This is a genomic window from Pseudomonas sp. Irchel s3b2 (genome assembly GCF_900187445.1).
GTDB lineage: Bacteria > Pseudomonadota > Gammaproteobacteria > Pseudomonadales > Pseudomonadaceae > Aquipseudomonas.
In genome coordinates this window covers 102,713-129,121 of the sequence record NZ_FYEB01000003.1, presented here as the reverse complement: position 1 = coordinate 129,121, position 26,409 = coordinate 102,713, and the positions used below count along the sequence as shown (strand labels likewise).

General features: G+C 60.1%; 19 protein-coding genes. 7 read left to right on the top strand and 12 right to left on the bottom strand.

Features of this window, described 5'->3' with window-relative positions; all coding sequences use genetic code 11:
- Positions 1 to 30: 30 nt before the first annotated feature.
- The 9 genes from gltB to CKW20_RS10115 all read right to left on the bottom strand — a co-directional run bounded on the left by gltB (position 31) and on the right by CKW20_RS10115 (position 13,085).
- Positions 31 to 4,476, bottom strand: a complete 4,446-nt coding sequence (gene gltB, locus CKW20_RS10160; RefSeq protein WP_095052794.1) for a glutamate synthase large subunit — start codon at positions 4,474 to 4,476, stop codon at positions 31 to 33.
- Positions 4,477 to 4,825: 349 nt separating this feature from the next.
- Entirely contained in the window at positions 4,826 to 6,436 is a 1,611-nt protein-coding gene (locus tag CKW20_RS10150; protein WP_095052793.1) for an SPOR domain-containing protein, read from the bottom strand.
- Between the two features lie 10 nt (positions 6,437 to 6,446).
- On the bottom strand, positions 6,447 to 7,547 hold the full coding sequence (gene aroB / locus CKW20_RS10145) for a 3-dehydroquinate synthase (RefSeq protein WP_095052792.1): 1,101 nt from the start codon (positions 7,545 to 7,547) through the stop codon (positions 6,447 to 6,449).
- A 151-nt stretch (positions 7,548 to 7,698) separates the two neighbouring features.
- Positions 7,699 to 8,217, bottom strand: coding sequence for a shikimate kinase AroK (gene aroK, locus CKW20_RS10140; protein WP_033864863.1), 519 nt, complete (start codon positions 8,215 to 8,217; stop codon positions 7,699 to 7,701).
- Between the two features lie 4 nt (positions 8,218 to 8,221).
- Entirely contained in the window at positions 8,222 to 10,297 is a 2,076-nt protein-coding gene (gene pilQ / locus CKW20_RS10135) for a type IV pilus secretin PilQ (RefSeq protein ID WP_095052791.1), read from the bottom strand.
- Between the two features lie 13 nt (positions 10,298 to 10,310).
- Positions 10,311 to 10,838: a pilus assembly protein PilP gene (locus tag CKW20_RS10130; RefSeq protein WP_095052790.1), complete on the bottom strand. Its 528-nt coding sequence runs from the start codon at positions 10,836 to 10,838 to the stop codon at positions 10,311 to 10,313.
- Positions 10,835 to 11,458, bottom strand: coding sequence for a type 4a pilus biogenesis protein PilO (gene pilO / locus CKW20_RS10125; protein WP_095052789.1), 624 nt, complete (start codon positions 11,456 to 11,458; stop codon positions 10,835 to 10,837). Before pilO ends, CKW20_RS10130 begins: the two co-directional genes overlap by 4 nt.
- On the bottom strand, positions 11,455 to 12,021 hold the full coding sequence (locus CKW20_RS10120) for a PilN domain-containing protein (protein WP_095052788.1): 567 nt from the start codon (positions 12,019 to 12,021) through the stop codon (positions 11,455 to 11,457). Before CKW20_RS10120 ends, pilO begins: the two co-directional genes overlap by 4 nt.
- Complete coding sequence (locus CKW20_RS10115; RefSeq protein WP_095052787.1) at positions 12,021 to 13,085, bottom strand: pilus assembly protein PilM; 1,065 nt, start codon at positions 13,083 to 13,085, stop codon at positions 12,021 to 12,023. Before CKW20_RS10115 ends, CKW20_RS10120 begins: the two co-directional genes overlap by 1 nt.
- A 220-nt stretch (positions 13,086 to 13,305) precedes the next feature.
- On the opposite strand from CKW20_RS10115, the gene CKW20_RS10110 reads away from it, so the two are divergent.
- A complete protein-coding gene (locus tag CKW20_RS10110; protein ID WP_371857420.1) occupies positions 13,306 to 15,750 on the top strand; it encodes a penicillin-binding protein 1A in 2,445 nt (814 codons plus the stop codon).
- A 260-nt stretch (positions 15,751 to 16,010) separates the two neighbouring features.
- Here the strand turns inward: CKW20_RS10110 and CKW20_RS10105 are convergent, their stop codons facing one another.
- From CKW20_RS10105 to rpmE, 3 genes are all read right to left on the bottom strand, one after another.
- Complete coding sequence (locus CKW20_RS10105) at positions 16,011 to 17,279, bottom strand: malic enzyme-like NAD(P)-binding protein (protein WP_007899225.1); 1,269 nt, start codon at positions 17,277 to 17,279, stop codon at positions 16,011 to 16,013.
- Positions 17,280 to 17,462: 183 nt separating this feature from the next.
- Positions 17,463 to 18,263 carry a thermonuclease family protein gene (locus tag CKW20_RS10100; protein ID WP_095052785.1) on the bottom strand — a complete coding sequence of 267 codons (801 nt, stop codon included), beginning with the start codon at positions 18,261 to 18,263 and terminating at the stop codon, positions 17,463 to 17,465.
- Positions 18,264 to 18,277: 14 nt separating this feature from the next.
- Positions 18,278 to 18,508 (bottom strand): 50S ribosomal protein L31, encoded by a 231-nt coding sequence (gene rpmE / locus CKW20_RS10095; protein WP_077747612.1) that lies wholly within the window; start codon positions 18,506 to 18,508, stop codon positions 18,278 to 18,280.
- Between the two features lie 282 nt (positions 18,509 to 18,790).
- On the opposite strand from rpmE, the gene CKW20_RS10090 reads away from it, so the two are divergent.
- The 6 genes from CKW20_RS10090 to CKW20_RS10065 all read left to right on the top strand — a co-directional run bounded on the left by CKW20_RS10090 (position 18,791) and on the right by CKW20_RS10065 (position 26,292).
- On the top strand, positions 18,791 to 21,010 hold the full coding sequence (locus CKW20_RS10090) for a primosomal protein N' (protein ID WP_095052784.1): 2,220 nt from the start codon (positions 18,791 to 18,793) through the stop codon (positions 21,008 to 21,010).
- A gap of 222 nt (positions 21,011 to 21,232) precedes the next feature.
- Entirely contained in the window at positions 21,233 to 22,969 is a 1,737-nt protein-coding gene (gene argS, locus CKW20_RS10085) for an arginine--tRNA ligase (protein ID WP_095052783.1), read from the top strand.
- Position 22,970: 1 nt separating this feature from the next.
- Positions 22,971 to 23,678 (top strand): SPOR domain-containing protein, encoded by a 708-nt coding sequence (locus CKW20_RS10080; RefSeq protein ID WP_030129222.1) that lies wholly within the window; start codon positions 22,971 to 22,973, stop codon positions 23,676 to 23,678.
- Between the two features lie 245 nt (positions 23,679 to 23,923).
- On the top strand, positions 23,924 to 24,454 hold the full coding sequence (hslV, locus tag CKW20_RS10075; RefSeq protein WP_007899242.1) for an ATP-dependent protease subunit HslV: 531 nt from the start codon (positions 23,924 to 23,926) through the stop codon (positions 24,452 to 24,454).
- Between the two features lie 54 nt (positions 24,455 to 24,508).
- On the top strand, positions 24,509 to 25,849 hold the full coding sequence (gene hslU / locus CKW20_RS10070) for an ATP-dependent protease ATPase subunit HslU (RefSeq protein ID WP_095052782.1): 1,341 nt from the start codon (positions 24,509 to 24,511) through the stop codon (positions 25,847 to 25,849).
- Between the two features lie 65 nt (positions 25,850 to 25,914).
- Positions 25,915 to 26,292, top strand: coding sequence for a gamma-butyrobetaine hydroxylase-like domain-containing protein (locus CKW20_RS10065; RefSeq protein WP_038978600.1), 378 nt, complete (start codon positions 25,915 to 25,917; stop codon positions 26,290 to 26,292).
- Positions 26,293 to 26,409 lie beyond the last annotated feature (117 nt).

Genomic DNA, 26,409 nt, shown 5'->3' with positions numbered 1-26,409 from the left:
TAAAACCTCATCAAACTCTTCAGGCGCATATCACTGCGGGTTGGCACGGGTGCTGGAAAGCAACGATTTCAGGTTGGCAGCCTTGGGTTTGACCAGCCAGAAACGACGCAGATAGTCATCGAGGTTTTCAGCGAGGTTACGACCCCACTCGCTGTCGGTTTCCTCGACGTATTCGTTCAGCACGCGTTGCAAGTGGCTGCGATAGGCTTCCATCGCCTCACCGCTGATCCGCTGGATTTCCACCAGTTCGTGGTTGACCCGGTCAACAAAGGAGTTGTCCTGGTCGAGCACGTAGGCGAAACCGCCGGTCATGCCTGAGCCGAAGTTGTAACCGGTCTTGCCCAACACGCAGACGAAACCACCGGTCATGTACTCGCAGCAGTGATCGCCAGTGCCTTCCACGACAGTGTGGGCACCAGAGTTACGCACGGCGAAACGCTCGCCCGCGGTACCGGCGGCGAACAGCTTGCCCCCGGTGGCGCCATACAGGCAGGTGTTGCCGATAATGGCGCTGTCCTGAGTCTTGTAGATGCTGCCCTTCGGCGGAACGATGACCAGCTTGCCGCCGGTCATGCCCTTGCCGACGTAGTCGTTGGCGTCGCCTTCCAGATACATATTCAGGCCACCGGCGTTCCATACGCCAAAGCTCTGACCGGCAGTGCCTTTGAAGCGGAAGGTGATCGGCGCGTTGGCCATGCCCTGGTTGCCGTGCTTGCGAGCGATTTCACCGGAGATCCGCGCGCCGATGGAACGGTCGCAGTTGCAGATATCCAGGGCAAAATCGGCGCCGCTCATGTCGTTGATGGCCGAGGTGGCCAGATCGACCATTTTCTCGGCCAGCAAACCTTTGTCGAACGGCGGGTTGCGGTCGACCTGGCAGAACTGAGGCTTGTCTGCCGGGATGTGATCGCTGCCCAACAACGGGGTCAGGTCCAGGTGATTCTGCTTGGCTGTCTGGCCTTCGAGGATTTCCAGCAGATCGGTACGGCCGATCAGCTCTTCGAGGGAGCGCACGCCCAGCTTGGCCAGCCACTCACGGGTTTCTTCGGCGACGTAGGTGAAGAAATTCACCACCATGTCGACGGTACCAATGTAGTGATCCTTGCGCAGCTTCTCGTTCTGGGTCGCGACGCCGGTGGCGCAGTTGTTCAGGTGGCAGATACGCAGGTACTTGCAGCCCAGGGCGATCATTGGCGCCGTGCCGAAGCCGAAGCTTTCAGCGCCGAGGATCGCTGCCTTGATCACGTCGAGGCCGGTTTTCAGGCCGCCGTCGGTCTGTACACGAACCTTGCCGCGCAGGTCGTTGCCGCGCAGGGTCTGGTGGGTTTCGGCCAGGCCGAGTTCCCACGGTGCGCCCGCGTATTTGATCGAGGTCAGTGGCGATGCCCCGGTGCCGCCGTCGTAGCCGGAAATGGTGATCAAGTCCGCGTAGGCCTTGGCCACACCGGCAGCGATGGTGCCGACGCCTGCTTCTGCCACCAGCTTCACTGAGACCAGCGCCTTCGGGTTGACTTGTTTCAGGTCGAAAATCAGCTGCGACAAATCTTCGATCGAATAGATGTCGTGGTGCGGTGGTGGCGAGATCAGGGTCACGCCCGGCACCGCGTAACGCAGCTTGGCGATCAGACCGTTGACCTTGCCGCCAGGCAGCTGACCACCTTCGCCGGGCTTGGCGCCCTGAGCGACTTTGATCTGCAACACTTCAGCGTTGACCAGGTACTCCGGGGTCACACCGAAACGGCCAGTCGCAACCTGTTTGATTTTCGAGCTCTTGATGGTGCCGTAACGCGCCGGGTCTTCGCCGCCTTCGCCGGAGTTGGAACGCGCACCGAGGCGGTTCATGGCTTCGGCCAGGGCTTCATGAGCTTCCGGCGACAAGGCGCCGAGGGAGATGCCCGCGGAGTCAAAGCGCTTGAGAACCGATTCCAGCGGTTCGACTTCGCTGATATCCAGCGGCTGCTCAAGGGTTTTGACCTTGAACATGTCACGGATCATCGACACCGGACGGTTGTCCACCAGCGCCGTGTATTCCTTGAACTTGCTGTAGTCGCCCTGCTGCACAGCGGCTTGCAGGGTGCTCACCACGTCCGGGTTGTAGGCGTGATATTCGCCGCCGTGAACGAACTTCAGCAGGCCGCCTTGCTGGATCGGCTTGCGCGGGCTCCAGGCTTCGGCCGCCAGGGCTTTCTGCTCGGCTTCGATGTCGACGAAACGCGCGCCCTTGATGCGGCTTGGCACGCCACGGAAGCTCAGTTCGCAGACCTCTTCGGACAGACCGATGGCTTCGAACAACTGCGCACCGCGGTACGAAGTGACGGTCGAGATGCCCATCTTCGAGAGGATCTTGAGCAGGCCTTTGGTGATGCCTTTGCGGTAGTTCTTGAACACCTCATAGAGGTCGCCCAGCACTTCGCCGGTGCGGATCAGGTCGCCCAGCACTTCATACGCCAGGAACGGATAGACCGCCGAAGCGCCGAAACCGATCAGTACGGCGAAGTGATGCGGGTCGCGAGCAGTGGCGGTTTCCACCAGGATATTGGAGTCGCAACGCAGGCCTTTTTCGGTCAGGCGGTGGTGTACCGCGCCGGTGGCGAGCGAAGCGTGGATCGGCAATTTTCCCGGGGCGATGTGACGGTCGCTCAGCACGATTTGGGTGCGACCGGCGCGAACGGCTTCTTCAGCCTGATCGGCAACGTTGCGGATCGCCGCTTCGAGGCCGACGCTTTCATCGTAGTTGAGGTCGATGATCTGGCGTTCGAAACCCGGACGATCGAGGTTCATCAGCGAGCGCCACTTGGCCGGGGAAATGACCGGCGAGCTGAGGATCACGCGCGAGGCGTGTTCCGGTGACTCCTGGAAGATGTTGCGCTCGGCTCCGAGGCAGACTTCCAGCGACATGACGATGGCTTCGCGCAGCGGGTCGATCGGCGGGTTGGTGACCTGCGCGAACTGCTGACGGAAATAGTCGTACGGCGTGCGCACGCGCTGGGACAGCACGGCCATCGGCGTATCGTCGCCCATCGAGCCAACGGCTTCGTAGCCTTGCTCGCCGAGCGGACGCAGCACCTGGTCGCGTTCTTCGAACGTGACCTGGTACATCTTCATGTATTGCTTGAGCTGGTCGACGTCGTAGAACGCCGAACCATGGTCGTTGTCTTCCATGGTCGCCTGGATGCGCAGGGCATTCTTGCGCAGCCATTGCTTGTACGGATGACGGGACTTCAAGCGGTTGTCGATGGCATCGGTGTCGAGGATCTGACCGGTTTCGGTGTCCACGGCAAAGATCTGGCCAGGTCCGACGCGGCCCTTGGCGATCACGTCTTCAGGCTGGTAGTTCCAGACACCGATTTCCGAGGCCAGGGTAATGAAGCCGTTCTTGGTGGTGACCCAACGCGCCGGACGCAGACCGTTACGGTCGAGCAGGCACACCGCGTAGCGACCGTCGGTCATGACCACGCCGGCCGGGCCGTCCCACGGTTCCATGTGCATCGAGTTGTATTCGTAGAACGCCCGCAGATCCGGATCCATGGTTTCGACGTTCTGCCACGCAGGCGGAATGATCATCCGCACGCCACGGAACAGGTCGATGCCACCGGTGACCATCAGCTCGAGCATGTTGTCCATGCTGGAGGAGTCAGAACCGACGCGGTTGACCAGTGGGCCGAGCTCTTCCAGATCCATCAGATCGTTGGCGAACTTGGTGCGACGGGCCACTGCCCAGTTACGGTTGCCGGTGATGGTGTTGATCTCGCCATTGTGGGCGAGGAAGCGGAACGGCTGCGCCAGCGGCCATTTCGGCAGAGTGTTGGTCGAAAAGCGCTGGTGGAACACGCAGATCGAGGTTTGCAGGCGCTGGTCGCTCAGGTCTGGATAGAAGGCGGTCAGGTCCGCCGGCATCATCAGGCCTTTATAAATGATGGTCTTGTGGGAAAAGCTGCAGATGTAGTGATCGACGTCGGCGGCGTTGGCCACAGACGAACGACGACGGGCGCTGAACAGCTTGATCGCCATGTCCTGATCGCTCAGGCCTTCACCACCGATGAACACTTGTTCGATCTGCGGCAGGCGCTCGAGGGCCAGACGGCCGAGGACACTGGTATCGATCGGCACTTTGCGCCAGCCGATAAGTTGCAAGCCTTCGGCCAGGATCTCGCGGTTCATGTTCTCGCGAGCGGCCTCGGCCTTGACCGGATCCTGGTTGAAGAAAACCATGCCCACGGCGTATTGCTTGGGCATTTCGACGCCGAAGGTTTCCTGGGCAATCGCACGCAGGAATACATCCGGCTTTTGAATCAGCAGACCGCAACCGTCACCGGTCTTGCCGTCGGCGTTGATCCCACCGCGGTGGGTCATGCAGGTCAGGGCCTCAATGGCCGTTTGCAAAAGGGTATGACTGGGCTCGCCCTGCATATGGGCTATCAGGCCGAAACCGCAGTTATCCTTGAATTCATCTGGTTGGTACAGACCTGCTTTCATAGACACTTTCTCACCAGGCTGCCTCTTGTCGAGGCAAATTTCTTTTCAATTCAACCAGTTACCATCCACACCGAACGTACGCCAGCTTTGCGGGGGCAAAAGGGAGGTCATTGTACACACCGACACAGAGGCTCACAAATTTGACGACGAAATGTCGCAAATCCATGTCGCATTTGTGAAAGGTTTAAAGCGATATGCTGTGCTAGTCAAAACTTTTTTAATTTTGACCGCAGCGACTCAAAGACTACTGTGACGCAGACACCACAAGGCACGCGCCCTTGCGGGCAGCGCGCACTTGCAGAAATTTTGAGGTGCTTGGAGAGGCGGCCTGGGTAAGGCCGCCGAATCTTCAGCGAGTTGTTGCCAGTTCCTGTTGGACGCTGGCGACAGTGCGAGGCCAAGGTTTACCAGCCTGAACCTTCGCTGGCAAGGCCTTGATGGCGGTAACGGCTGCATCGCGGTTGGCGAAGTTACCGTAGGTGATGACGTAAAGCGGTTTGCCGTTGAGTACTTTCTTGAAATAACGGTACTCGCCGCCCTGCTCCTTGACGAAGCTTTGCGCGGCCGATTCGGAGCTGGTGCCGAGGATTTGCACCACGTAGTTGCCCGGCGCCTGGCCTGCGTACCAGCTACCACCGGCGGATTTGGCCACGGTGACTGGCTTCTCGACAGGTTTGACGGCAGCGGCCGGCTTGGCGGGCGCTGGAGCCGGTTTGGCTACAGGTGCAGGCGCTGGCTTGGCTACAGGTGCAGGCACTGGCTTGGCCGTCGCGACCTGAGTCGGCGCTGGAACCGGTTTGGCGGCAGGCGTTGGCGCCGGGCCCGGCTGGATACCAGCAGGCGGCGCAATCGTGGTCACGGTTGGCGGTGTAGCGCTGGAACCTTCGACCGGCACGCCGTCGTCGCCTTCGGTGATACCACCGGCCGCTTCGGCCAACGGACCACGCATTACCGGCTGCGAGTTGCCGACCAACGGCAACGGCATCGGTTGCGAATTACCGGCGAATTCCACGGCGGGAGCACCACCGCTGTCAGGTTGTGGCGCGCCCTGGCCCAGCGGCAATTGCGCCTGTTCGTTGGCAGGCGCGCCGGTGGTCGGTGCTTTGCTGCGACCCGGCATCAACCAGGCGGCGGCTACCGCGACCACGACAACGGCGGAAATCGCCAATACGTGTTTCTTCGGCATGTTGAACCCCATACTTGGACGCTTCACCGCTGAGCGGCTGGCAATCATGGCTTCGATCATCGCATCGCGGGCAACCTGGTTGATGGTGCCAGGCCAGCCGTCGGAGCTTTCGTGAATATCAGAGATCTGATCCGCAGTAAAAAGTTCGATACCACGGCCGGCGCCTTCAAGACGCTGGTCCAGATATTCGCGGGTTTCTTCTTCGGTGTAGGGCTGCAATTCGATGACGTGAAAACGCTCTTCCTCGAGGCTCAGCGCGTCAAGCTGAGCAATCAGCGACGATTCGCCGAACAGGAACACGTGCGGGCGACCTTCGGGCGCACCAGCGGCCAAAGCCAGCAAGGCTTCCAGCGCGGATTCGTCGAGCTGCTCGGCATCATCCACCAGCAAGTAGACTTCCTGCCCGGTGAGGGCAAGTTGCACCACCTGGGCCAGGATCGCGCCGATTTCGGCTTGCTCGACGTTCAGCGCCTGAGCCACCTGACGCAGCATACCGGCTGCATCGCCGGCGCCACGGGCGGAAACCACCACGCTCTGCACTGACTGTTTGTTGGTGCTGGCTACCAGGGCCTGACGCAACAGGGTTTTGCCGCTGCCTTGAGGGCCAGTGACCACCAGCAACAACTGGCTGTAACGGGCCAGATGATGCAACTGCCCCAGCACCGGTTTGCGCTGGGCCGGAAAAAATTTGAAGCCAGGCACCCGTGGAGCGAAAGGGTCATGACTTAACTGGTAATGGCCGAGGAAAGCCTCGTCGGCATGCAAACTAGTCATCGGGATCTTATTAACCTTTAAGCTGAGCCAGGGCGCGGTAATCCGCTCCCAGCGTGGCCTGTAAAATCTCTTTCGGATAATCGTCGGTCACCACTGCTTCGCCCATGCGGCGCAGCAGCACCAGGCGCAAACGACCGTCGATCACTTTCTTGTCAATTGCCATGTGTTCGAGAAAATCGGCTTCGGTCATTTCTTCCGGCGGGATGACCGGCAGGCCGGCACGCTGGAACAGGCGAATACCGCGATCACGCTCCTGTTCGCTGATCCAGCCCAGGCGCGCGGACATTTCCAAAGCCATTACGGTGCCAGCAGCGACTGCTTCACCATGAAGCCAGACACCATAGCCCATGTGGGTTTCGATCGCGTGGCCGAAAGTGTGGCCCAGATTCAATGTGGCACGCACGCCCGTCTCTTTCTCGTCGGCACCGACCACCGCAGCCTTGGCCGCGCAGGATCGTTCGATGGCGTAAGTCAGGGCGGTCTGGTCCAGCGCTCGCAGGCGATCGACGTTTTCTTCGAGCCAGGTCAGGAACGGCTCGTCGCAGATCAGCCCGTATTTGATGACTTCCGCCAGCCCGGCGGACAGTTCGCGGGGCGGCAGGGTGTTGAGGGTGGCGGTATCGATCAGCACCACATTGGGCTGATAAAAGGCGCCGACCATGTTCTTGCCCAGCGGGTGATTGATCCCGGTCTTGCCGCCCACCGAGGAGTCGACTTGTGACAACAACGTGGTCGGCACCTGGATGAAATCGACGCCACGCTGGTAACAGGCGGCCGCAAAACCGGCCATGTCACCGATCACGCCGCCACCCAGGGCGATTACCGTGGTGCGGCGATCGTGCCGGGCAGTCAGCATGCCGTCAAAAATCAGTTGCAGGGTTTCCCAGGTCTTGAAGGCTTCGCCGTCGGGCAGCACCACGGAAATTACCGAGAACTGCGCAAGACTGCGGGTCAGACGCTCGAGGTAGAGCGGCGCGACGGTCTCGTTGGAGATGATCGCCACCTGCCGCCCGCGGATATGCGGGGCCAGCAGCTCAGGCTGATCCAACAAACCTTCGCCAATATGAATCGGGTAGCTGCGCTCGCCTAGATCGACCTTGAGTGTCTGCATGTGTCCCCACAGTGAAGATGGAATCAGGCATCCCTGCCTTGAGTTAACGAATTCCACGACGTCTGCTGGTGTGACGCCGTTCGGTAGCCAGCCGCCACAACCTTGAGCGGCTGCGACAGGACGCCGAGGATAGCGCATTTCACGCCGCGCATTAACGTGGAGGTAGCTGCTGCAAGCGTTCGAGGATGTCGAGCACCACCATCCGCGGCGGCCGCTCATCGGTTTCCACCACCAGGTCGGCGATTTCCCGGTACAGCGGATCACGGATCGCCAGCAAGTCCCGCAGGGTCTTGGCTGGATCGGCAGTGCGCAACAATGGCCGATTGCGGTCGCGAGCCGTTCGGCCGACCTGCTGCTCGACAGACGCATGCAGATACACCACCCGACCACCGGCGTGCAGCGCCCTCCGATTGGCTTCGCGCATGACTGCTCCGCCACCGGTCGCCAACACTACGCCGTCGAACGCGCACAGTTCGGCAATCATCGCCTCCTCGCGGTCACGAAAGCCCGGTTCGCCTTCTTTATCGAAGATCCACGGAATATTGGCACCCGTGCGCAATTCAATTTCCTTATCGGAATCTTTGAACGGCAGGCGCAGCTCTTTGGCCAGCAACCGGCCGATGGTGCTTTTTCCAGCCCCCATCGGTCCAACAAGAATCAAATTTCGCACAGAATCAATGACTCACAGCAATCGCCTGATTGTTCATGATACGCGGAGTGAGAAACACCAGCAGCTCGGATTTTTTCTCCGAGACCACGTCACGCCGGAAAAGGCGGCCAAGATACGGCACATCACCGAGAAATGGCACCTTATCTACAACCTTGCTCTGAGTATTTGAGAAAACACCCCCAATAACGATGGTCTCGCCATCGTTGACCAGGACCTTGGCGTTGACCTCGTTTTTCTTGATCGGCGGCACGTCCTGCACTTTGTTCAGGTAGTCCGGTTCGTCCTTGGTGACTTTGACTTCCATGATGATGCGGTTGTCCGGAGTGATCTGCGGCGTCACTTCAAGGGACAGCGAGGCCTCCTTGAACGACACCGAGGTCGCGCCGCTGGAGCTGGCTTCCTGATAGGGAATCTCGGTGCCCTTGAGGATTTTCGCGGTTTCCTTGTCGGACGTGACTACCTTGGGCTGCGAGACAATTTCCCCGTTGCCGGTTTTCTCCATGGCCGAAAGCTCAAGGTCCAGCAGCACATTGTCGGTAATGAAGGCGATGCCGATCCCCGAGGTATTGGCAGAGGTCCCCAAGTCGACAAACGGCGAGTTGGTACTGGTGCTGCCCGGCGTACCGATGGTGGTCGAAGAGCCGTTGACCCCGGACGTGTTCCAGTTACCCTTCTGCACCGAACCACCCCAACGTACGCCAAGGCTTTTGTCGTAATCGACGTTGGCCTCGACGATGCGCGCCTCGATCATTACCTGACGCACCGGAATATCCAATTGCGCAACGATGCGACGCAGTTCGTCGAGCCGATCCTGAGTCTGGTAAGCAATGATGTTGTTGGTTCGCTCGTCAACAGTGATTGACCCTCTCTCGTCGATTTTCGCCTCGGCACTGGTCACCGACTGGAACAGCTTGGCGATATCGGCGGCTTTGGCGTAGTTGACCTGTAACAGCTCGCGACGCAGAGGCGCCAGTTCAGCGATCTGCTTCTGCGACTCCAGTTCCTGGCGTTCTCGAGCAGCGATTTCATCGGCCGGCGCCACCAGTAGCACGTTACCGATTTTGCGTTTATCCAGGCCTTTTGTTTTCAACACCAGGTCCAGCGCCTGATCCCACGGCACATTCTGCAGCCGCAACGTGATGCCACCCTGCACTGTGTCACTGGCCACCAGATTGAGGTTGGTGAAATCGGCAATCAGTTGCAGCACCGAGCGCACATCGATGTCCTGAAAATTCAGCGAGAGTTTTTCGCCGGTGTAGGCAAAGCGTTCGGCGTTGCGCTTGTGCAAGTCATCGACAGTCATCGGACGGATGCTGACGGTCAGTTTGTTGTCGGTCTGATAGGTCGAATAATCGAAGGCACCGCTGGGCTCGATACTGATAACAACACGGTCGCCCGTGGCGCTGGCATTGACGAACTGCACCGGCGTGGCGAAATCCTTGACGTCGAGGCGCACACGCAACCGCTCAGGCAGTTGAGTCTTGGTGAAGCCGACGATGATTTTGCCATCGCGCTCCTGAATGTCCGGGGCGATGGACGGATCCGACAGATCGATGACCACATTGCCCTCACCCTGAGTGCCGCGCTGGAAATCCACGCCCCGGATGGCTTTGCCCACAGGCGCATTGACCCTGGCGGGCGCTGGCGTCGCAGTGGCTGCGCGCGGTGTGGGGGTGATCGGTTTGGATGCCTTGTTACCGGCCTCTTGCCCGACGACCACGAACAGAGTGTTGCCTTCGACGCGTGCGTTGTACGGGGTTAATTGAGTCAGGCTGATGATCAGCCGTGTGCGGTCCTTGGCCTCAACCACCGTGGCGCTGCGGGCATTGCCGCCGCCCAGGTCCCGATTCTTGTTCGTCAGTTGACTGGTGACCCCCGGCAGATCCAGCGCAATCCGCGCAGGCTGCTCAGTCGTGTAACCGTGGGGCTGCGGCGGCGGCCCATCGAACGACAACTTCAACTCGACACGGTCACCGGGCAGCGCGGCGACATCCAGCGCTTTGAGGTTGGCCGCCTGTACCATCGGCGACAGAAACGCTATCCATAGCGAAATACCGAAGGTTGAGAAAATCCTGTTCATTATTCGAGTTCCACTATGAGTGCTCTTTCAAAGGGATGGTTCGCGGCCGTTCCAGCCAGGCACCTTCGCCATCGGGAACGATTTCGACCACGTCAACTTGCGAACCGCTGATGGCGACGATCCGTCCATCGTTACGCCCCAGGTAATCGCCGACTTTCAGCCGGTGCACGCCGCCCGCCCCGCGCAGCAGCGCAAAGGAGCCATTCGAATTGGAGATCGTGCCGACCATTTCAAATTGCTCGATGTTGAAACCTTCGAGGTACTGCTTGACCCGGCTGGGGTCGGGTTTGACGTTACGCGAGCCGTGCTTCTGCCCGGCCAGATCGACTCTGACCTGCCGGGAGAACGGGCTACGCAGGTTGGCGGCGTTGTAGGTGAATGTCGGGTAAGACCGGAATGTCGGCGTTGGTTCAATCTTGCCGGGCGCACGCAGGCGCACTTCGTTCAAATAGGCATCCAGGTCGCTGAAGTCAGCGTCGCCGCCACAACCGGCCAGGATGACTAGACACATAACCATCGACAGGCAACGAATCGGGTTCATTTCTGCAACCCCTTGTCGTTGTAGCGATAGGTCTTGGCAAGGATGCTCATGCGCAACTTCGGACCGCCGTCGGGATTGGCCGGCGCCAGGTTGAAGTCATGCAGGGTGACGATCCGCGGCAGCCCGGCCACGCCGCTGACGAAAGTGGCCAGGTCGTGATAGGCGCCGGTGACGGTGATCTGGATAGGAAGCTCGATGTAGAACTGCTGGGTGACCTCCGGGAGCAGCTTGATTTCTTCGAACTCCAGGCCACTGCCCAGACCGGTGCGGGTGATGTCCTCCAGCAGGCCGGGCACTTCGGTGTCGCTGGGCAATTGCCGTAATAGCATGCCGAAGGAGTTCTCCATTTCCTTCATCTGCTGGGTATACAGCTCCAGATTCGCCGCCATATGGGCTTTGGTCGCGAATTGCTCCCTGAGCGTCGACTCTTCCTCGCGCCTGAGTTCCAGATGATTTTGCAGATCACTGATCAAGAAGCTGTAGCCCAGGGCCAGCACCAGAACCATCAGCAGGACACCCGCCAGGACCTTGATCGCTGGAGGCCAGGACCCCATGTTGTTGGTGTCCAGATCGTTGATGTCGATCTGGCGCAACCCTTCGAACCATTCGGACAGTCTCATTTAGCGACCCCCACAACGACGGGCTGAGTCTGACGAACGGTCAACTGAAAAACATTGGCCTGATCCAGTTGACCGGCGGTTGTCGCTTTGACTTCCGTGAGATTGGGCGCATCGAACCAGTCGGACGCATCAAGATTGCGCATCAGATCCGAAACACGATTGTTGGACTCCGCCGCGCCGGTGATGGACAACGTCTTGCCGACCATTTTCACTTCGGTGAAGTAAACGCCATCCGGCAAAGTACGCGCCAACTGATCGAAAATCCTCCCGCTGATCGGCCGGTTGCCCTGCAGGTCCTGAATAATGCGCATGCGTTCGACAAGTTGCTGCCGGCGGGCCTTCAGGTCGCTGATCTGTTTGATCCGCTCGTCGACCACCGCAATCTGCTTGCCGATGTAATCGTTACGGGCGACTTGCCGATTAATGGCGCCGTTAATAACCTGGTCCGCAATCAGCAGCGCCCCCACCGAACCCACTAGCACACCGACCAACGCCAGCAAAAAGCGTTTGCGACGCCCTTCGCGCAACTCTTCACGCCAGGGTAAAAGATTGATCCGCGCCATCAGTCGAAACTCCTGAGGGCCAGCCCGCAGGCGATCATCAATGCGGGGGCATCGCTCGCCAAGGCACCGGCGTTGACCTTGCTGCTCAGGGTCATGTCGGAGAATGGATTGGCGACCAAGGTCGGCGTACCCAGTCGCTGCTCGATCAATCGTTCCAGCCCTGGGACCGAGGCGGTGCCGCCGGCCAGGAGGATGTGATCGACCGAGTTGTATTGGCCGGAGGCAAAGAAAAACTGCAATGAGCGCGACACCTGTTGCACCAATGCATCACGAAACGGCTGCAAGACCTCGCTGACATAATCGTCCGGCAAACCGCCCTGCCTCTTCGCCAGCCCCGCCTGCTCGACGGTCAGGCCATAACGACGCTGGATTTCTTCCGTCAGTTGACGGCCGCCGAACAATTGTTCGCGGGTGTAGATGATCCGCCCGTTGTGCAGCACGCTCAGGGTGGTCATGGTGGCGCCGATATCGACCACCGCCACGGTCAGACGCTCCTGAGAAGCGGCCAACTGGGTTGCCAGCAGGCCGAATGATCGCTCCAGCGCATAGGCTTCGACATCGACCACACGCGCGGTCAACCCGGCCAGAGCCAGGGCCGCTTCACGGACCTCGACGTTTTCCTTGCGACAGGCCGCCAGCAGCACATTGACCCGCTCGGGGTTGCGCGCCGACACGCCTTGCACTTCGAAGTCGATCGCCACTTCATCCAGTGGATAAGGAATGTACTGATCGGCCTCGATCTTGAGCTGGTTTTCCATCTCGTCGTCGGAAAGACCGGCGTCCATCTCGATGGTCTTGGTGATCACCGCCGAACCGGCCACCGCCACGGCAACGTTCCTGAGGCTGGTTTTGGCCTTGGACAGCACGCGCGCAAGAGCCTGCCCCACGCCTTCGAGCTCGGCGATATTTTTCTCGACCACGGCACTGGCGGGCAGCGGTTCGACCGCATAGGCCTCAACCCGATAGCGGTCGCCCTGGCGACTTAGCTCCAATAGCTTCACCGACGTGGAGCTGATGTCGATCCCCAGAAGCGTATTGGCTTTTTTATTGAAGAGTCCTAGCACTACCAATTCCCTATGACTATCCGTGAGTTACGGACTCTGTAATATCCATTGCGTTCAATACCCCCCGTCTTGACAGAAGCGCAAATGACGCCCCCCGACGGAAAAATGCTTATAATGCCGAGCGTTTTTTCCGCTTTTCACTGCAAGCGCGGGTCATTTTCTGTATAGCCTGAACCCTGATGCCTAATTCATTCTTTGCCCTGGATATCCAAAAGCCTTGATTCGTCTGCTGAAATTTTTCGGTTGGTCCATCGTCGCCGTTTTCTGCGGACTGCTCCTGAGTCTGAGCGGCGCTTTTCTTTACCTTAGCCCTGGATTGCCATCCGTGGAGGCGCTGAGAAGTATTCAGTTGCAGATTCCTTTGCGGGTGTACAGCAGCGACAACAAGTTGATCGCAGAATTTGGCGAAATGCGCCGCACTCCGATCCGTTTCGCCGACATCCCCCCCAATTTCATCAATGCGTTACTAAGTGCTGAAGACGACAATTTCGCCAACCACTATGGCGTCGATCCCAGCAGCCTGATGCGTGCCGCCACCCAACTGGTAAAAAGCGGACACATTCAATCCGGCGGCAGCACCATCACCATGCAGGTGGCGAAGAACTTCTTCCTGACCAGCGAGCGCAGTTTCTCGCGCAAGACCACCGAAATCCTCTTGGCCCTGCAGATCGAACGGCAGTTGACCAAGGACGAGATTCTCGAGCTGTACGTCAACAAGATCTATCTGGGCAACCGCGCCTACGGCATCGAGGCAGCGGCGCAGGTCTATTACGGCAAGTCGATTCGCGATGTCAGCCTGGCGCAGATGGCGATGATCGCCGGCCTGCCAAAAGCCCCGTCGCGTTTCAACCCGCTAGCCAACCCGGCCCGCAGCAAAGAGCGTCGCGACTGGATCCTGGGGCGCATGTACAAGCTCGGCAAGATCACCGAAGCCGACTACACCACCGCGATCAATGAGCCGCTGAACGCCAGCTACCATGTACCGACCCCGGAAGTGAACGCACCGTACGTCGCCGAAATGGCCCGTGCCGAAATGGTCGGCCGCTATGGCAGCGATGCGTACACCGAAGGTTTCCGTGTCACCACCACGGTGCCGAGCGATTTGCAGGAGATGGCCAACACCGCAGTTCACGAAGGCTTGATGACCTACGATCAACGGCATGGTTATCGCGGCCCCGAGTCACGCCTGCCGGGTAAAACCCGAGAGGCCTGGACTCAGGAGCTGACCAAACAGCGAATCATCAGCGGTCTGGAACCGGCGATCGTGACCCAGGTCGACAAGAACGGTGTGCAGGTGTTGACCCGCACGGGTATCGGCGAAGAGCACGTCGCCTGGGACACCATGAAGTGGGCTCGTCCGTTCCTGAACACCAACAGCATGGGCGCCAATCCGAAGCAGCCGTCGGATGTCGCGCAGGTCGGTGATCTGATTCGCGTACAGCGTCAGCCAGACAATTCACTCAAATTCAGTCAGATTCCACAGGCCCAGGGCGCACTGGTTTCCCTCGACCCGCAGAACGGTGCCATTCGTTCACTGGTCGGCGGTTTCGCCTTCGAGCAGAGCAATTACAACCGCGCCATGCAGGCCAAGCGTCAGCCGGGTTCGAGCTTCAAGCCGTTCGTCTACAGCGCCGCCCTGGACAATGGCTATACCGCCGCCAGCCTGGTGAACGACGCACCGATCGTGTTCGTCGACGAGTATCTGGACAAGGTCTGGCGTCCGAAGAACGACACCAACACCTTCCTCGGCCCGATCCGCATGCGTGAAGCGCTCTACAAATCGCGCAACCTGGTATCGATCCGCCTGTTGCAAGCGCTGGGCGTCGATCGCACCATCGACTACATCAGCAAGTTCGGCTTCAACAAGCAGGACCTGCCGCGCAACCTGTCCCTGGCGCTGGGTACCGCGACGTTGACCCCCATGGAAATCGCCACTGGCTGGGCTACATTCGCTAACGGCGGCTACAAGATCACCCCGTACATCATCGACAAAATCGAAAGCCGTAACGGCGATACGCTATTCGTTGCCAATCCGCCGAGCGTTCCGAAAGGCGCCGTCGCCAGCGATGGCATCGCCGTGCCGGCCTCCAATACCTTCACGGTCAACGCCACTCCAGGCGAAGCACCGAGCACCCAGCCAGCGCCACAAACGCCAGCCGTGGCCGAACGTATCGTCGATGGGCGCACCACCTACATCCTCAACAGCATGCTTGAGGACGTGATCAAACTCGGCACCGGCCGCCGGGCGCTGGCCCTGGGCCGCAGCGACATCGCAGGCAAGACCGGCACTACCAACGAATCCAAGGACGCCTGGTTCTCCGGCTACAACGCCGATTACGTAACCACCGTCTGGACTGGCTTCGATCAACCGGAAAGCCTGGGCAAACGCGAGTTCGGTGGCACCGTCGCCCTGCCGATCTGGATGAACTACATGGCCGCTGCCCTCAAGGACAAGCCGCCGCATACCCAACCGGAGCCGGAAGGTATCCTCAGCCTGCGCGTCGACCCGGTCAGCGGCCGTGCAGCTACTCCAGGCACGCCAGGCGCCTATTTCGAGCTGTTCAAGGCCGAAGACACCCCTCCGTCGGTGAACGAGCTGGGCAACGGCAATGTGCCGGGCAGCCCGCTGCCGGCGGACGAGGCGGCGCCGATCGATTTGTTCTGATCGCCCAGCGACACCAAAAAGCCCCGCCCTCGAAAGAAGTGCGGGGTTTTTTATTGCCTGCTGACTTAGATGTTGACTGAGCCGGCCCCTTCGCGGGCAAGCCTCGCTCCTACGGGTTACGCGCCAATTTTGATATCGCGCACAACCTGTGGAGCGAGGCTTGCCCGCGAAGAGGCCCTCAAAGACACCACAAAAACCGCAGGTAATAAAAAACCCCGACTCGCGAAAGCCGGGGCTTTTGGTTGAAGCGCTACAACGACTTAGCCGTTGAACACATCATCCACGCTTTTCAGCGGGTAGTTCTTCGGATACGGAAGGGTCGCCACACCGGTCTCGATCGCAGCCTTGGCCACAGCATCGGAGATCAGGGTGATCAGACGGGCATCCATTGGTTTCGGAATGATGTACTCACGACCGAATTCCAGTTTGATGCCGCCGTAGGCGTCGCACACTTCCTGAGGCACTGGCAGCTTGGCCAGTTCACGCAGGGCGTTGGCGGCCGCCACTTTCATTTCTTCGTTGATGCGCTTGGCGCGAACGTCCAGGGCACCACGGAAGATGAACGGGAAGCCCAGTACGTTGTTGACCTGGTTCGGGTAGTCCGAACGGCCGGTAGCCATGATCACGTCGTTACGGGTGGCGTGAGCCAGTTCCGGGGAGATTTCCGGATCCGGGTTCGAGCACGCGAACACGATCGGGTTGGCCGCCATGGATTTCAGGCCTTCAGCGCTCAGCAGGTTCGGGCCGGACAGGCCAACGAACACGTCAGCGCCTTCCAGCGCGTCAGCCAGGGTGCGCTTCTCGGTCGCGTGAGCGAACACAGCCTTGTACTGGTTCAGATCGTCACGCCCGGAGTGGATCACGCCGGTACGGTCAACCATGTAGATGTTTTCGATGTTGGCGCCCATGCTCACCAGCAATTTCATGCAGGAGATGGCGGCAGCACCGGCACCCAGGCAAACAATCTTGGCGTCAGCCAGGGTTTTGCCAGCAATTTCCAGGGCGTTGATCATGCCGGCCGCAGTAACGATTGCGGTGCCGTGCTGGTCATCGTGGAATACCGGAATGTCGCACTGCTCGATCAGAGCGCGTTCGATCTCAAAGCACTCAGGTGCCTTGATGTCTTCCAGGTTGATGCCACCGAAGGTGATGGAGATACGCTTGACGGTGTCGATGAAGGCTTGCGGGCTTTCGGAGTCGACTTCGATGTCGAACACATCGATGCCGGCGAAGCGCTTGAACAGTACACCTTTGCCTTCCATAACCGGCTTGGAAGCCAATGGGCCGAGGTTACCCAGGCCGAGAATCGCGGTGCCATCGGAAATGACTGCAACCAGGTTGCCTTTGCCGGTGTATTTGTAGGCCAGTTCAGGATCGCGGGCGATTTCGCGTACTGGTTCGGCTACGCCGGGGCTGTAGGCCAGCGACAGGTCGCGGGCGGTAGCGGTGGCCTTGGTGAGCTCGACACTCAGCTTCCCTGGACGGGGATGGGCATGATATTCGAGAGCGGCAGTTTTCAGATCAGACATAGGGGCATTCCGCTTTTTACTGTTGGACAGACGGACCGCCGAGGATACTCGCCTCGCAAAGCCCCCACAAGACTGACCAGTCACCCCTGTCAAGCGCCCGCCCCTACGACTTTGGGCCAAGAGCCACGGAACACAAGGGATAGACTGTTCACAATCAACAGAATAAATGTCTACAATTTTTTCTTATGGCGCCGCCTGCAACATCGCCGGATCGGTCAGCGGCAGAAGCCAGCGCGCCTGCCCCGGTTTCAACCCACCGCGGCGCGAACGATCCACCACCCAGCCACGAGCCTCGATTTGCTTGCCTTTGAGCTTTTCAAGCGATGCAACATCGAACTGGCCCAGTAGATTGGGTGCAACTCGCAATACAACTAAATCCTGTAATTCGATCCAAATCCCGCCGCGATTGCGCTGAACCTTGCTCACACGACCACTGAGCACGGCGAAACCGGAAACGCTGATCTGCTCCGCTTTCAGTACAGGTGATTGGCGCCACAACCCGAGGCCAGCCTGACGGGCACTGCGTTCCGCCACTTGCTGGCAGCCGACCAAATCGACATTCGGTGCCACCGCCACCTGAAAACCGAGACCCTCGGCGAGCATCTGCGCTTCGAAGTTGGCACCATCAACGCCGTAGACATGCGCCAGGGTGCGACCGTAATGGTCCTTGCTTTCTTTACCCGGCAGCAAACCGACCTGCCCGTCGCTGGCAGCCACCAGCGCTTCAAGGCGCTTGCGCGCGGCCACGGCGAACGGCTCGTCGGAACGGCCCTGTTTGCCCAGTTCAGGCGTATTCAATCCGATCATGCGCACGCTGCGACCATCGCGCAGACGCAAGGTGTCACCATCCACTACCCGCTGCACCGCGACCGACGTCAGCCCGCTCGGCACCGGGCAGAAGGCCTGGGCAGCGGAAAGCCAAATCGCAGACATAAAAAAGGCGCCCGCGAGGGACGCCTTTTTCATCAGCAAGGAAAAGCCCATCGGGCTCTTCAACCTTACTCTGCAGCAGCTGGAGCTTTCTTGCCGAAAGCGCCGAAACGGTCTGCGAAGCGCTGTACACGACCGCCGGTATCCAGAGTCTTCTGCTTACCGGTGTAGAACGGGTGGCACTCGTTGCATACGTCGATCGGCAGTGCTTTGCCGAAAGTCGAACGAGTTTCAAACTTGTTGCCACAGCTGCAAGTAACAGCAATGACTGGGTAATCTGGATGGATATCGGCTTTCATGGTGTATTCCTCAGGCTAGCGTGCCGCCACCCAACACTATTGTTGAATACCGCACGTAATTAGGCCGCGGATTCTACCAGACAATCCCGATCACGCAAGCTGTCCCTTACACCGACCGTCTGCTAGGCTCCCAGCCCTAAGCGCACCACTGTAGGAGCGAGCTTGCTCGCGAAAGCGTCGTGTCAGCTGACGTAAATGCCGGCTGGCACAGCCTCTTCGCGAGCCAGCTCACTCCTACAGGTCACGCGCTCTCTTTACTTCCGCTTATCGAGATCCCCCCGCGTGCCCGACGCCATTCTGCGCCTCGCCCTGCCTTCGCCCCTGCGCCGCCTGTTCGACTACCGTGCGCCGGCCGGAGTCCTGCGCGCCCAGTTGCATCCGGGCATGCGCTTGCGGGTGCCATTCGGTCGACGGGAGATGATCGGGATTCTGGTGGAAATCACCGACCATAGTGAAGTCCCGACGGAAAAACTCAAACCGGCCCTGGCGCTGCTCGATGCCGTACCACCGCTACCGCCCGCGCTGTTCAAGCTGTGTCTGTGGACTTCCCAGTATTACCAGCACAGCCTCGGCGACACGTTGAGCTGGGCGCTGCCGGTATTATTGCGTCAGGGTGAACTGGCCGAAGCGCGCCAGGAGCGCTTCTGGTCCGCCGCGCCCGGCGCCAGCCTCGATGATCCGCGCATTGCCCGCGCACCGCGACAGCGTGAAGCCCTGGCGACCCTGGCCCAGCATCCCCACGGCGTCGCTCATCAACTGCTGAGCAAATTGATGCTGAGCAAGGACAGCCTCGATCTGTTGCTGGCCAAAGATCTGGTGCAGGTAGACATCCGCAAGCACGCGCCCGGAGTGCGCCACGAACACTGGCTGGCGCAACCGGAATTGCCGCTCAACCCGGAGCAGCGCGCCGCTTACGAGGCGATTCGCTCCGGGTTCGACCGTTATCACGCGTTCCTGCTGGCCGGCGTCACCGGCAGCGGCAAGACCGAGGTCTATTTACAACTGATCCGCGAAACGCTCGAGGCCGGCAAGCAAGCCCTGGTGCTGATCCCGGAGATCAACCTCGGCCCGCAAACCCTGGCGCGCTTCGAGCAGCGCTTCAATGCGCGCATCGCGCTGATTCACTCCGCAGTCAATGACCGCGAACGCCTGGAAGCCTGGCTGGCGGCACGGGATGGCGAGGCCGACATTATTATCGGTACCCGTTCGGCCCTGTTCACGCCGATGAAGAACCCCGGCCTGATCATCATCGATGAAGAGCACGACGGCTCCTATAAACAGCAGGAAGGCCTGCGTTACCACGCCCGCGACCTGGCACTGGTTCGCGCTCGGCAGGAAAACATTCCGATTGTCCTCGGATCCGCTACACCTTCGCTGGAAAGCCTGCAAAATGCCTACACCGGTCGTTACGGCCTCTTACGCCTGAATGAGCGGGCCGGTGGCGCCAAGCAACCGCGTTTCCTGCGTCTGGACGTGAAAAGTCGCCCGCTGGACAGCGGCATTTCCGGGCCGATGCAGCAAGCCATCGGTCAGACCCTGGCCGCCGGCCAGCAGGTGCTGGTGTTTCTCAATCGCCGAGGATTCGCCCCGACGCTGCTCTGCCACGACTGCGGCTGGATGTCCGAGTGCAAGCGCTGCGATGCGCGAATGACCGTGCACCAGCGATCAGGCGAACTGCGTTGTCACCATTGCGGCGAAGTCGAGCGGGTGCCCCGCCATTGCCCGAAATGCGGCAAAGTCGATTTGCGCCCCGTGGGTGCTGGTACCGAGCGTGCCGAAGAGCGGCTGGGCATCCTGTTTCCCGGTATTCCGGTATTGCGGGTCGACCGCGACAGCACTTCACGCAAAGATGCGATGAATCAACTGTTCGCCACCATTCAGAAAGGCCAGCCGTGCATTCTGGTCGGCACGCAGATGCTTGCCAAAGGACACCACTTTCCACGGGTGACCCTGGTGTCGATTCTCGATGCCGACGGTGGACTGTTCTCTGGCGATTTCCGCGCCAGCGAACGCATGGCGCAGTTGATTGTCCAGGTCGCCGGGCGCGCGGGCCGGGCCGAAGAGCCGGGCAAAGTGATCATCCAGACGCACCTGGCGGACCATCCACTGCTGGTGCAACTGACCGAACAGGGCTATTTCGCCTTTGCCGAACAGGCGTTGAGCGAACGCCGCTCCGCAGGGCTGCCGCCGTTTGCGCATCTCGCACTGCTGCGGGCCGAAGCGCATAAACCGGGGCAGGCCGAAGGCTTCCTCGATGAAGCCTGCAGCGAGGCCGAGCGTTTGCTGGCCGAGCAGCATCTGACCGGTATCGAGTTGCTGGGGCCAGTGCCGGCACCGATGGAGCGTCGGGCCGGGCGTTACCGCGCACAGTTGTTGCTGCAAGCCACGGCCCGGGCGCCGCTGCATCGATTGCTGAGCAGTTGGTTGCTGGTTTTGGAGCAGATGCCGAGTGGGCGGGCGGTGCGTTGGTCGCTGGATGTCGATCCGGTCGATTTGTATTGATTTAGAGATCGCCTCGCTCCTACAGGGGGCGGGTTGCACGCAACATCCGCGAACGACGTAAATCCGTAGGAGCGAGGCTTGCCCGCGAAGAGGCCCTATTTGTCACCACATATCCATAACCTGCCCGCTATAGTTGGCAAGCCCGTCTTCGCAACGGATAATGCCCAGTTTTTCCACCAGCGCATCGAAGCGCCGCCGCGCTTGCGGTCGACAGAGAACACCATGAAAGACACCATTCGCCAGCTGATCCAACAAGCCATCACCCAACTCGTCAACGAAGGTGTGTTGCCTGAAGGCCTGTCGCCGGCGATCCAGGTGGAAAACTCCCGTGACAAGAAAAACGGCGACTTCGCCAGCAACATCGCCATGATGCTGGCCAAGCCTGCGGGCATGAAACCCCGCGACCTGGCCGAGAAAATCATCGCCGCGCTGCCGGCTGACGAGAACGTCTCCAAAGCCGAAATCGCCGGCCCTGGCTTCCTGAACTTCTTCCAGAACACTCAAGCCCTGGCGACCCGCCTGGACGCGGCGCTGGCCGACGACCACATCGGCGTGCGCAAAGCCGGCCCGGTGCAGCGCACCGTGGTAGACCTGTCGGCACCGAACCTGGCCAAAGAGATGCACGTCGGCCACTTGCGTTCGACCATCATCGGTGATGGCGTGGCGCGGGTTCTGGAATTCCTCGGTGACGAAGTGATCCGCCAGAACCACGTTGGCGACTGGGGTACCCAGTTCGGCATGCTGATGGCTTATCTGCAGGAAAACCCGATCACCAGCGACGAGCTGTCGGACCTGGAAAATTTCTACCGCGCTGCCAAACAGCGCTTCGACGAATCCGCAGAGTTCGCTGATCGCGCCCGCGGCCTGGTGGTCAAGCTGCAAGCCGGCGACCCGGACTGCCTGGCGCTGTGGACCAAGTTCAAAGACATCTCGCTGTCGCACTGCCAGAAAATCTACGAACTACTGAACGTCAAACTGACCATGGCCGACGTAATGGGTGAAAGCGCCTATAACGACGACCTGATCAACGTGGTCAACGACCTCAAGGCCGCTGGCCTGCTGGTCGAAAGCAACGGCGCCCAGTGCGTGTTCCTTGATGAATTCAAGAACGCCGACGGCGACCCGCTGCCGGTGATCATCGTCAAGGCCGACGGCGGTTATCTCTACGCCACCACCGACCTCGCGGCCGTGCGCTACCGCAGCGGCGTGCTGAAGGCTGATCGCGCGTTGTACTTTGTCGACCAGCGCCAGGCCCTGCATTTCCAGCAAGTGTTCCAGGTCGCGCGCCTGGCCGGCTTCGTGACACACCCGATGGAAATGGAACACATGGGCTTCGGTACCATGAACGGCGCCGATGGCCGTCCGTTCAAGACCCGTGACGGCGGCACCGTGAAGCTGATCGACCTGCTGACCGAAGCCCAGGAACGCGCCTACACACTGGTGAAGGAGAAGAACCCGGAGCTCGCCGAAGACGAGTTGCGCAACATCGCCAAGGTCGTGGGCATCGGCGCCGTGAAATACGCCGACCTGTCCAAGCACCGCACCAGCGACTACAGCTTCAACTTCGACCTGATGCTGAACTTCGAAGGCAACACCGCGCCGTACCTGCTGTACGCCTACACTCGGGTTGCCGGTGTGTTCCGCAAGCTCGGCAAGGATTTCAGCGAAGTCGAAGGGCAGATCGTCCTCGAAGCCGCGCACGAACATGAGCTGGCGGCGAAACTGGCGCAGTTCGGCGAAATCCTCAATAACGTGTCCGACAAAGGCACGCCGCACATCCTCTGCACCTACCTGTACGATGTCGCCGGCCTGTTCTCCAGCTTCTACGAGAATTGCCCGATCCTCGGTGCCGACACCCCGGCGCAAATGCAGAGCCGCCTGCGCCTCGCCGCGCTGACCGGTCGCACTCTCAAGCAAGGCCTGGAACTCTTGGGTCTGGAAACTCTGGAGCGTATGTAAGTTGGCCGCCAAGAAAAAACCTGCACCCAAGCGTGGCGCCAGCCGTTACCAAGCCCCAGCAAAACAACCGATCCCGGGCTGGCTGTGGATGGCCATCGGCCTGACGGTCGGCGCGTTCATTGTGTTCCTGATGAAGCTGGAGCCGGGCAAGGGCAGCGATACCGTCAAGCGCGAGAAGATCGAGCAGCAGAAAGCCACCAAGATCGCCGAGGCCAACAAGACTCCGCCTAGCCCGACGCAACCGGTGAAGCCGAAGTACGACTTCTACACCTTGCTGCCGGAATCGGAAGTCATAGTGCCGCCGGACGCGGTGCCGGAGAAAACCCTGCCGACGCCACAAGTGCCGGCCATTCCGACCACGCCGGTAACGCCTGCGGAAGCAGCGAAAATTGACACGGCCCGAGCTCAAGCGGCATTGGCCGGCATCACCCCGCCGCCAGCACCGCCCGTGGCGAAAGCTGCGCCGGTGACCAAGTTCTTCCTGCAGGCCGGTTCATTCCGCAAAGAAGCCGATGCCGACAAGGTGCGTGCGCAGATCATCCTGCTGGGGCAGGCGGTGGCGGTTGAATCCGGCACTGTGAAGGACGAGACCTGGTATCGGGTTCTGGTCGGCCCGTTCAGCAACCGCGAACAGCTGACCACCGCCCAGAAACAACTGGCGGGCAGCGGCTTCAGCAACCTGTTGTTACAACAACGCCAGAGTCGCTGATCCCGTCAGGGACACCGCGCCTCATCATTCCCACGCTCTGCGTGGGAATGCAGCCCGGGACGCTCTGCGCCCCTTCCGGCGCTGGAACGCGGAGCGTCCCTTGAGGCATTCCCACGCAGAGCGTGGGAACGATCGTCTGTCAGGCACCGCTCGTCCCCTCTCCCGTCCTACAGTTGAAAAACGCTCCACCACCCCCATATGAGTTGGCAGAAGGCATTTTCGCCCCGCTGCGTGGAGACTCTCCCTTGACCACCATCGTTTCAGTTCGCCGCCACGGCAAAGTCGTCATGGGCGGCGACGGCCAGGTTTCGCTCGGCAATACCGTAATGAAAGGCAACGCGAAGAAAGTTCGCCGCCTGTACCACGGCCAGGTTATCGCCGGTTTTGCCGGAGCCACCGCTGACGCCTTCACCCTCTTCGAGCGTTTCGAAGGCCAGCTCGAGAAACATCAGGGTCACCTGGTTCGCGCCGCCGTCGAACTCGCCAAAGAATGGCGCACCGACCGCTCCCTGAGCCGCCTCGAAGCCATGCTCGCGGTCGCCAACAAAGATGCCTCCCTGATCATCACCGGCAACGGTGACGTGGTTGAGCCCGAAGAAGGCCTGATCGCCATGGGTTCCGGCGGCGGCTACGCCCAGGCCGCGGCCAGCGCGCTGCTGAAAAAAACCGACCTGTCGGCACGGGAAATCGTCGAAACCGCCCTCGGCATCGCCGGCGACATCTGCGTATTCACCAACCACACTTTCACCATTGAGGAGCAGGATCTCGCTGAGTAAGCCTGTTTCGGCCTAGCGCCACGGCTCACTTTTGCTTGAGGACCGCCAATTACTATGCCCATGACCCCCCGTGAAATCGTCCACGAACTCAATCGCCATATCATCGGCCAGGACGATGCCAAACGCGCCGTCGCCATCGCTTTGCGCAACCGCTGGCGCCGCATGCAGCTGCCCGAAGAGCTGCGTGTCGAAGTCACCCCCAAGAACATCCTGATGATCGGCCCGACCGGTGTCGGCAAAACCGAGATCGCCCGTCGCCTGGCCAAGCTCGCCAACGCCCCGTTCATCAAAGTCGAAGCGACCAAGTTCACCGAAGTGGGCTACGTCGGCCGTGACGTCGAATCGATCATTCGTGATCTGGCCGACGCCGCGATCAAGCTGCTGCGCGAACAGGAAATGACCAAGGTTCGTCACCGCGCCGAAGACGCCGCCGAAGAGCGCATCCTCGACGCTTTGCTGCCACCGGCACGCATGGGTTTCAGCAACGAGGACGCCGCACCGTCCCAGGATTCCAACACCCGTCAGCTGTTCCGCAAACGCCTGCGTGAAGGTCAGCTGGACGACAAGGAAATCGAAATCGAAGTGGCCGAAGTGTCTGGCGTCGATATCTCCGCGCCGCCGGGCATGGAAGAAATGACCAACCAACTGCAGAGCCTGTTCGCCAACATGGGCAAGGGCAAGCGCAAAAACCGCAAGCTCAAGGTCAAGGAAGCGCTGAAACTGGTTCGCGACGAAGAAGCCGGTCGCCTGGTCAACGAAGAAGAATTGAAGGCCAAGGCCCTGGAAGCCGTCGAGCAGCACGGTATCGTGTTCATCGACGAAATCGACAAGGTCGCCAAGCGTGGCAATTCCGGAGGCATCGACGTGTCCCGCGAAGGCGTACAGCGCGACTTGCTGCCCCTGATCGAAGGCTGCACCGTCAACACCAAACTGGGCATGGTCAAGACCGACCACATCCTGTTCATCGCTTCCGGTGCGTTCCACCTGAGCAAGCCGAGCGATCTGGTGCCCGAGCTGCAAGGTCGCCTGCCGATTCGAGTCGAGCTCAAGGCCCTGAGCCCGGAAGATTTCGAGCGCATCCTCAGCGAGCCGCATGCATCACTCACCGAGCAGTATTGTGCACTGCTGAAAACCGAAGGCCTGAACATCGAGTTCCAGCCGGACGGCATCAAGCGTCTCGCCGAGATCGCCTGGCAGGTCAACGAGAAAACCGAAAACATCGGTGCCCGTCGCCTGCACACCCTGCTCGAGCGTCTGCTCGAAGAGGTGTCGTTCAGCGCCGGTGATCTGGCCAGCACCCACGAGGACAAGCCGATCCTGATCGATGCCGATTACGTCAACAGCCACTTGGGCGAATTGGCGCAGAACGAAGACCTGTCCCGTTATATCCTGTAAGCAACACTTGTAGGAGCGAGCAAGCTCGCTCCTACAGGGGTTCCATCCATAACGGAACTCAGGCCATGACCCAACTCCCCACCGACATCAAACTCCACAAAGCCTCAAAAACCCTGACGCTTAAATACGCGTCCGGCGAGGAATATCACCTGCCCGCCGAGTTTCTTCGCGTGCACTCTCCTTCCGCCGAGGTCCAGGGCCACGGCAAACCTATCCTGCAATTTGGCAAGATCGGCGTAGGACTGACCAAGGTCGAACCGGCCGGTCAGTACGCACTGAAATTGACCTTCGACGACGGCCACGACAGCGGCCTGTTCACTTGGGAATATCTGTACCAGCTGGCAGTGCGCCAGGAAGATCTCTGGAACGATTATCTTGCGGAACTCAAAGCGGCCGGAAAGACCCGCGATCCGAATGAGTCGGTCGTCAAGCTGATGCTCTAACTCAGGCCTCTGGCTATTTAGAGGGCATTTTCTAATTCCATCTGTTTGAATGCTCCGCTGCGGTGTCAACGATTGGCCCGCTTGCGAAAAAAATTAAACTCGGGTAACCAATGGAGC

What these genes read in the sequence shown, in the direction of transcription:
- gltB (WP_095052794.1), bottom strand. Translation starts at nt 4,476, where the DNA reads ATGAAAGCAGGTCTGTACCAACCAGATGAATTCAAGGATAACTGCGGT.
- CKW20_RS10150 (WP_095052793.1), bottom strand. Translation starts at nt 6,436, where the DNA reads ATGACTAGTTTGCATGCCGACGAGGCTTTCCTCGGCCATTACCAGTTA.
- aroB (WP_095052792.1), bottom strand. Translation starts at nt 7,547, where the DNA reads ATGCAGACACTCAAGGTCGATCTAGGCGAGCGCAGCTACCCGATTCAT.
- pilQ (WP_095052791.1), bottom strand. Translation starts at nt 10,297, where the DNA reads ATGAACAGGATTTTCTCAACCTTCGGTATTTCGCTATGGATAGCGTTT.
- CKW20_RS10130 (WP_095052790.1), bottom strand. Translation starts at nt 10,838, where the DNA reads ATGAACCCGATTCGTTGCCTGTCGATGGTTATGTGTCTAGTCATCCTG.
- pilO (WP_095052789.1), bottom strand. Translation starts at nt 11,458, where the DNA reads ATGAGACTGTCCGAATGGTTCGAAGGGTTGCGCCAGATCGACATCAAC.
- CKW20_RS10120 (WP_095052788.1), bottom strand. Translation starts at nt 12,021, where the DNA reads ATGGCGCGGATCAATCTTTTACCCTGGCGTGAAGAGTTGCGCGAAGGG.
- CKW20_RS10105 (WP_007899225.1), bottom strand. Translation starts at nt 17,279, where the DNA reads ATGTCTGATCTGAAAACTGCCGCTCTCGAATATCATGCCCATCCCCGT.
- CKW20_RS10100 (WP_095052785.1), bottom strand. Translation starts at nt 18,263, where the DNA reads ATGGGCTTTTCCTTGCTGATGAAAAAGGCGTCCCTCGCGGGCGCCTTT.
- rpmE (WP_077747612.1), bottom strand. Translation starts at nt 18,508, where the DNA reads ATGAAAGCCGATATCCATCCAGATTACCCAGTCATTGCTGTTACTTGC.
- argS (WP_095052783.1), top strand. Translation starts at nt 21,233, where the DNA reads ATGAAAGACACCATTCGCCAGCTGATCCAACAAGCCATCACCCAACTC.
- hslU (WP_095052782.1), top strand. Translation starts at nt 24,509, where the DNA reads ATGCCCATGACCCCCCGTGAAATCGTCCACGAACTCAATCGCCATATC.
- CKW20_RS10065 (WP_038978600.1), top strand. Translation starts at nt 25,915, where the DNA reads ATGACCCAACTCCCCACCGACATCAAACTCCACAAAGCCTCAAAAACC.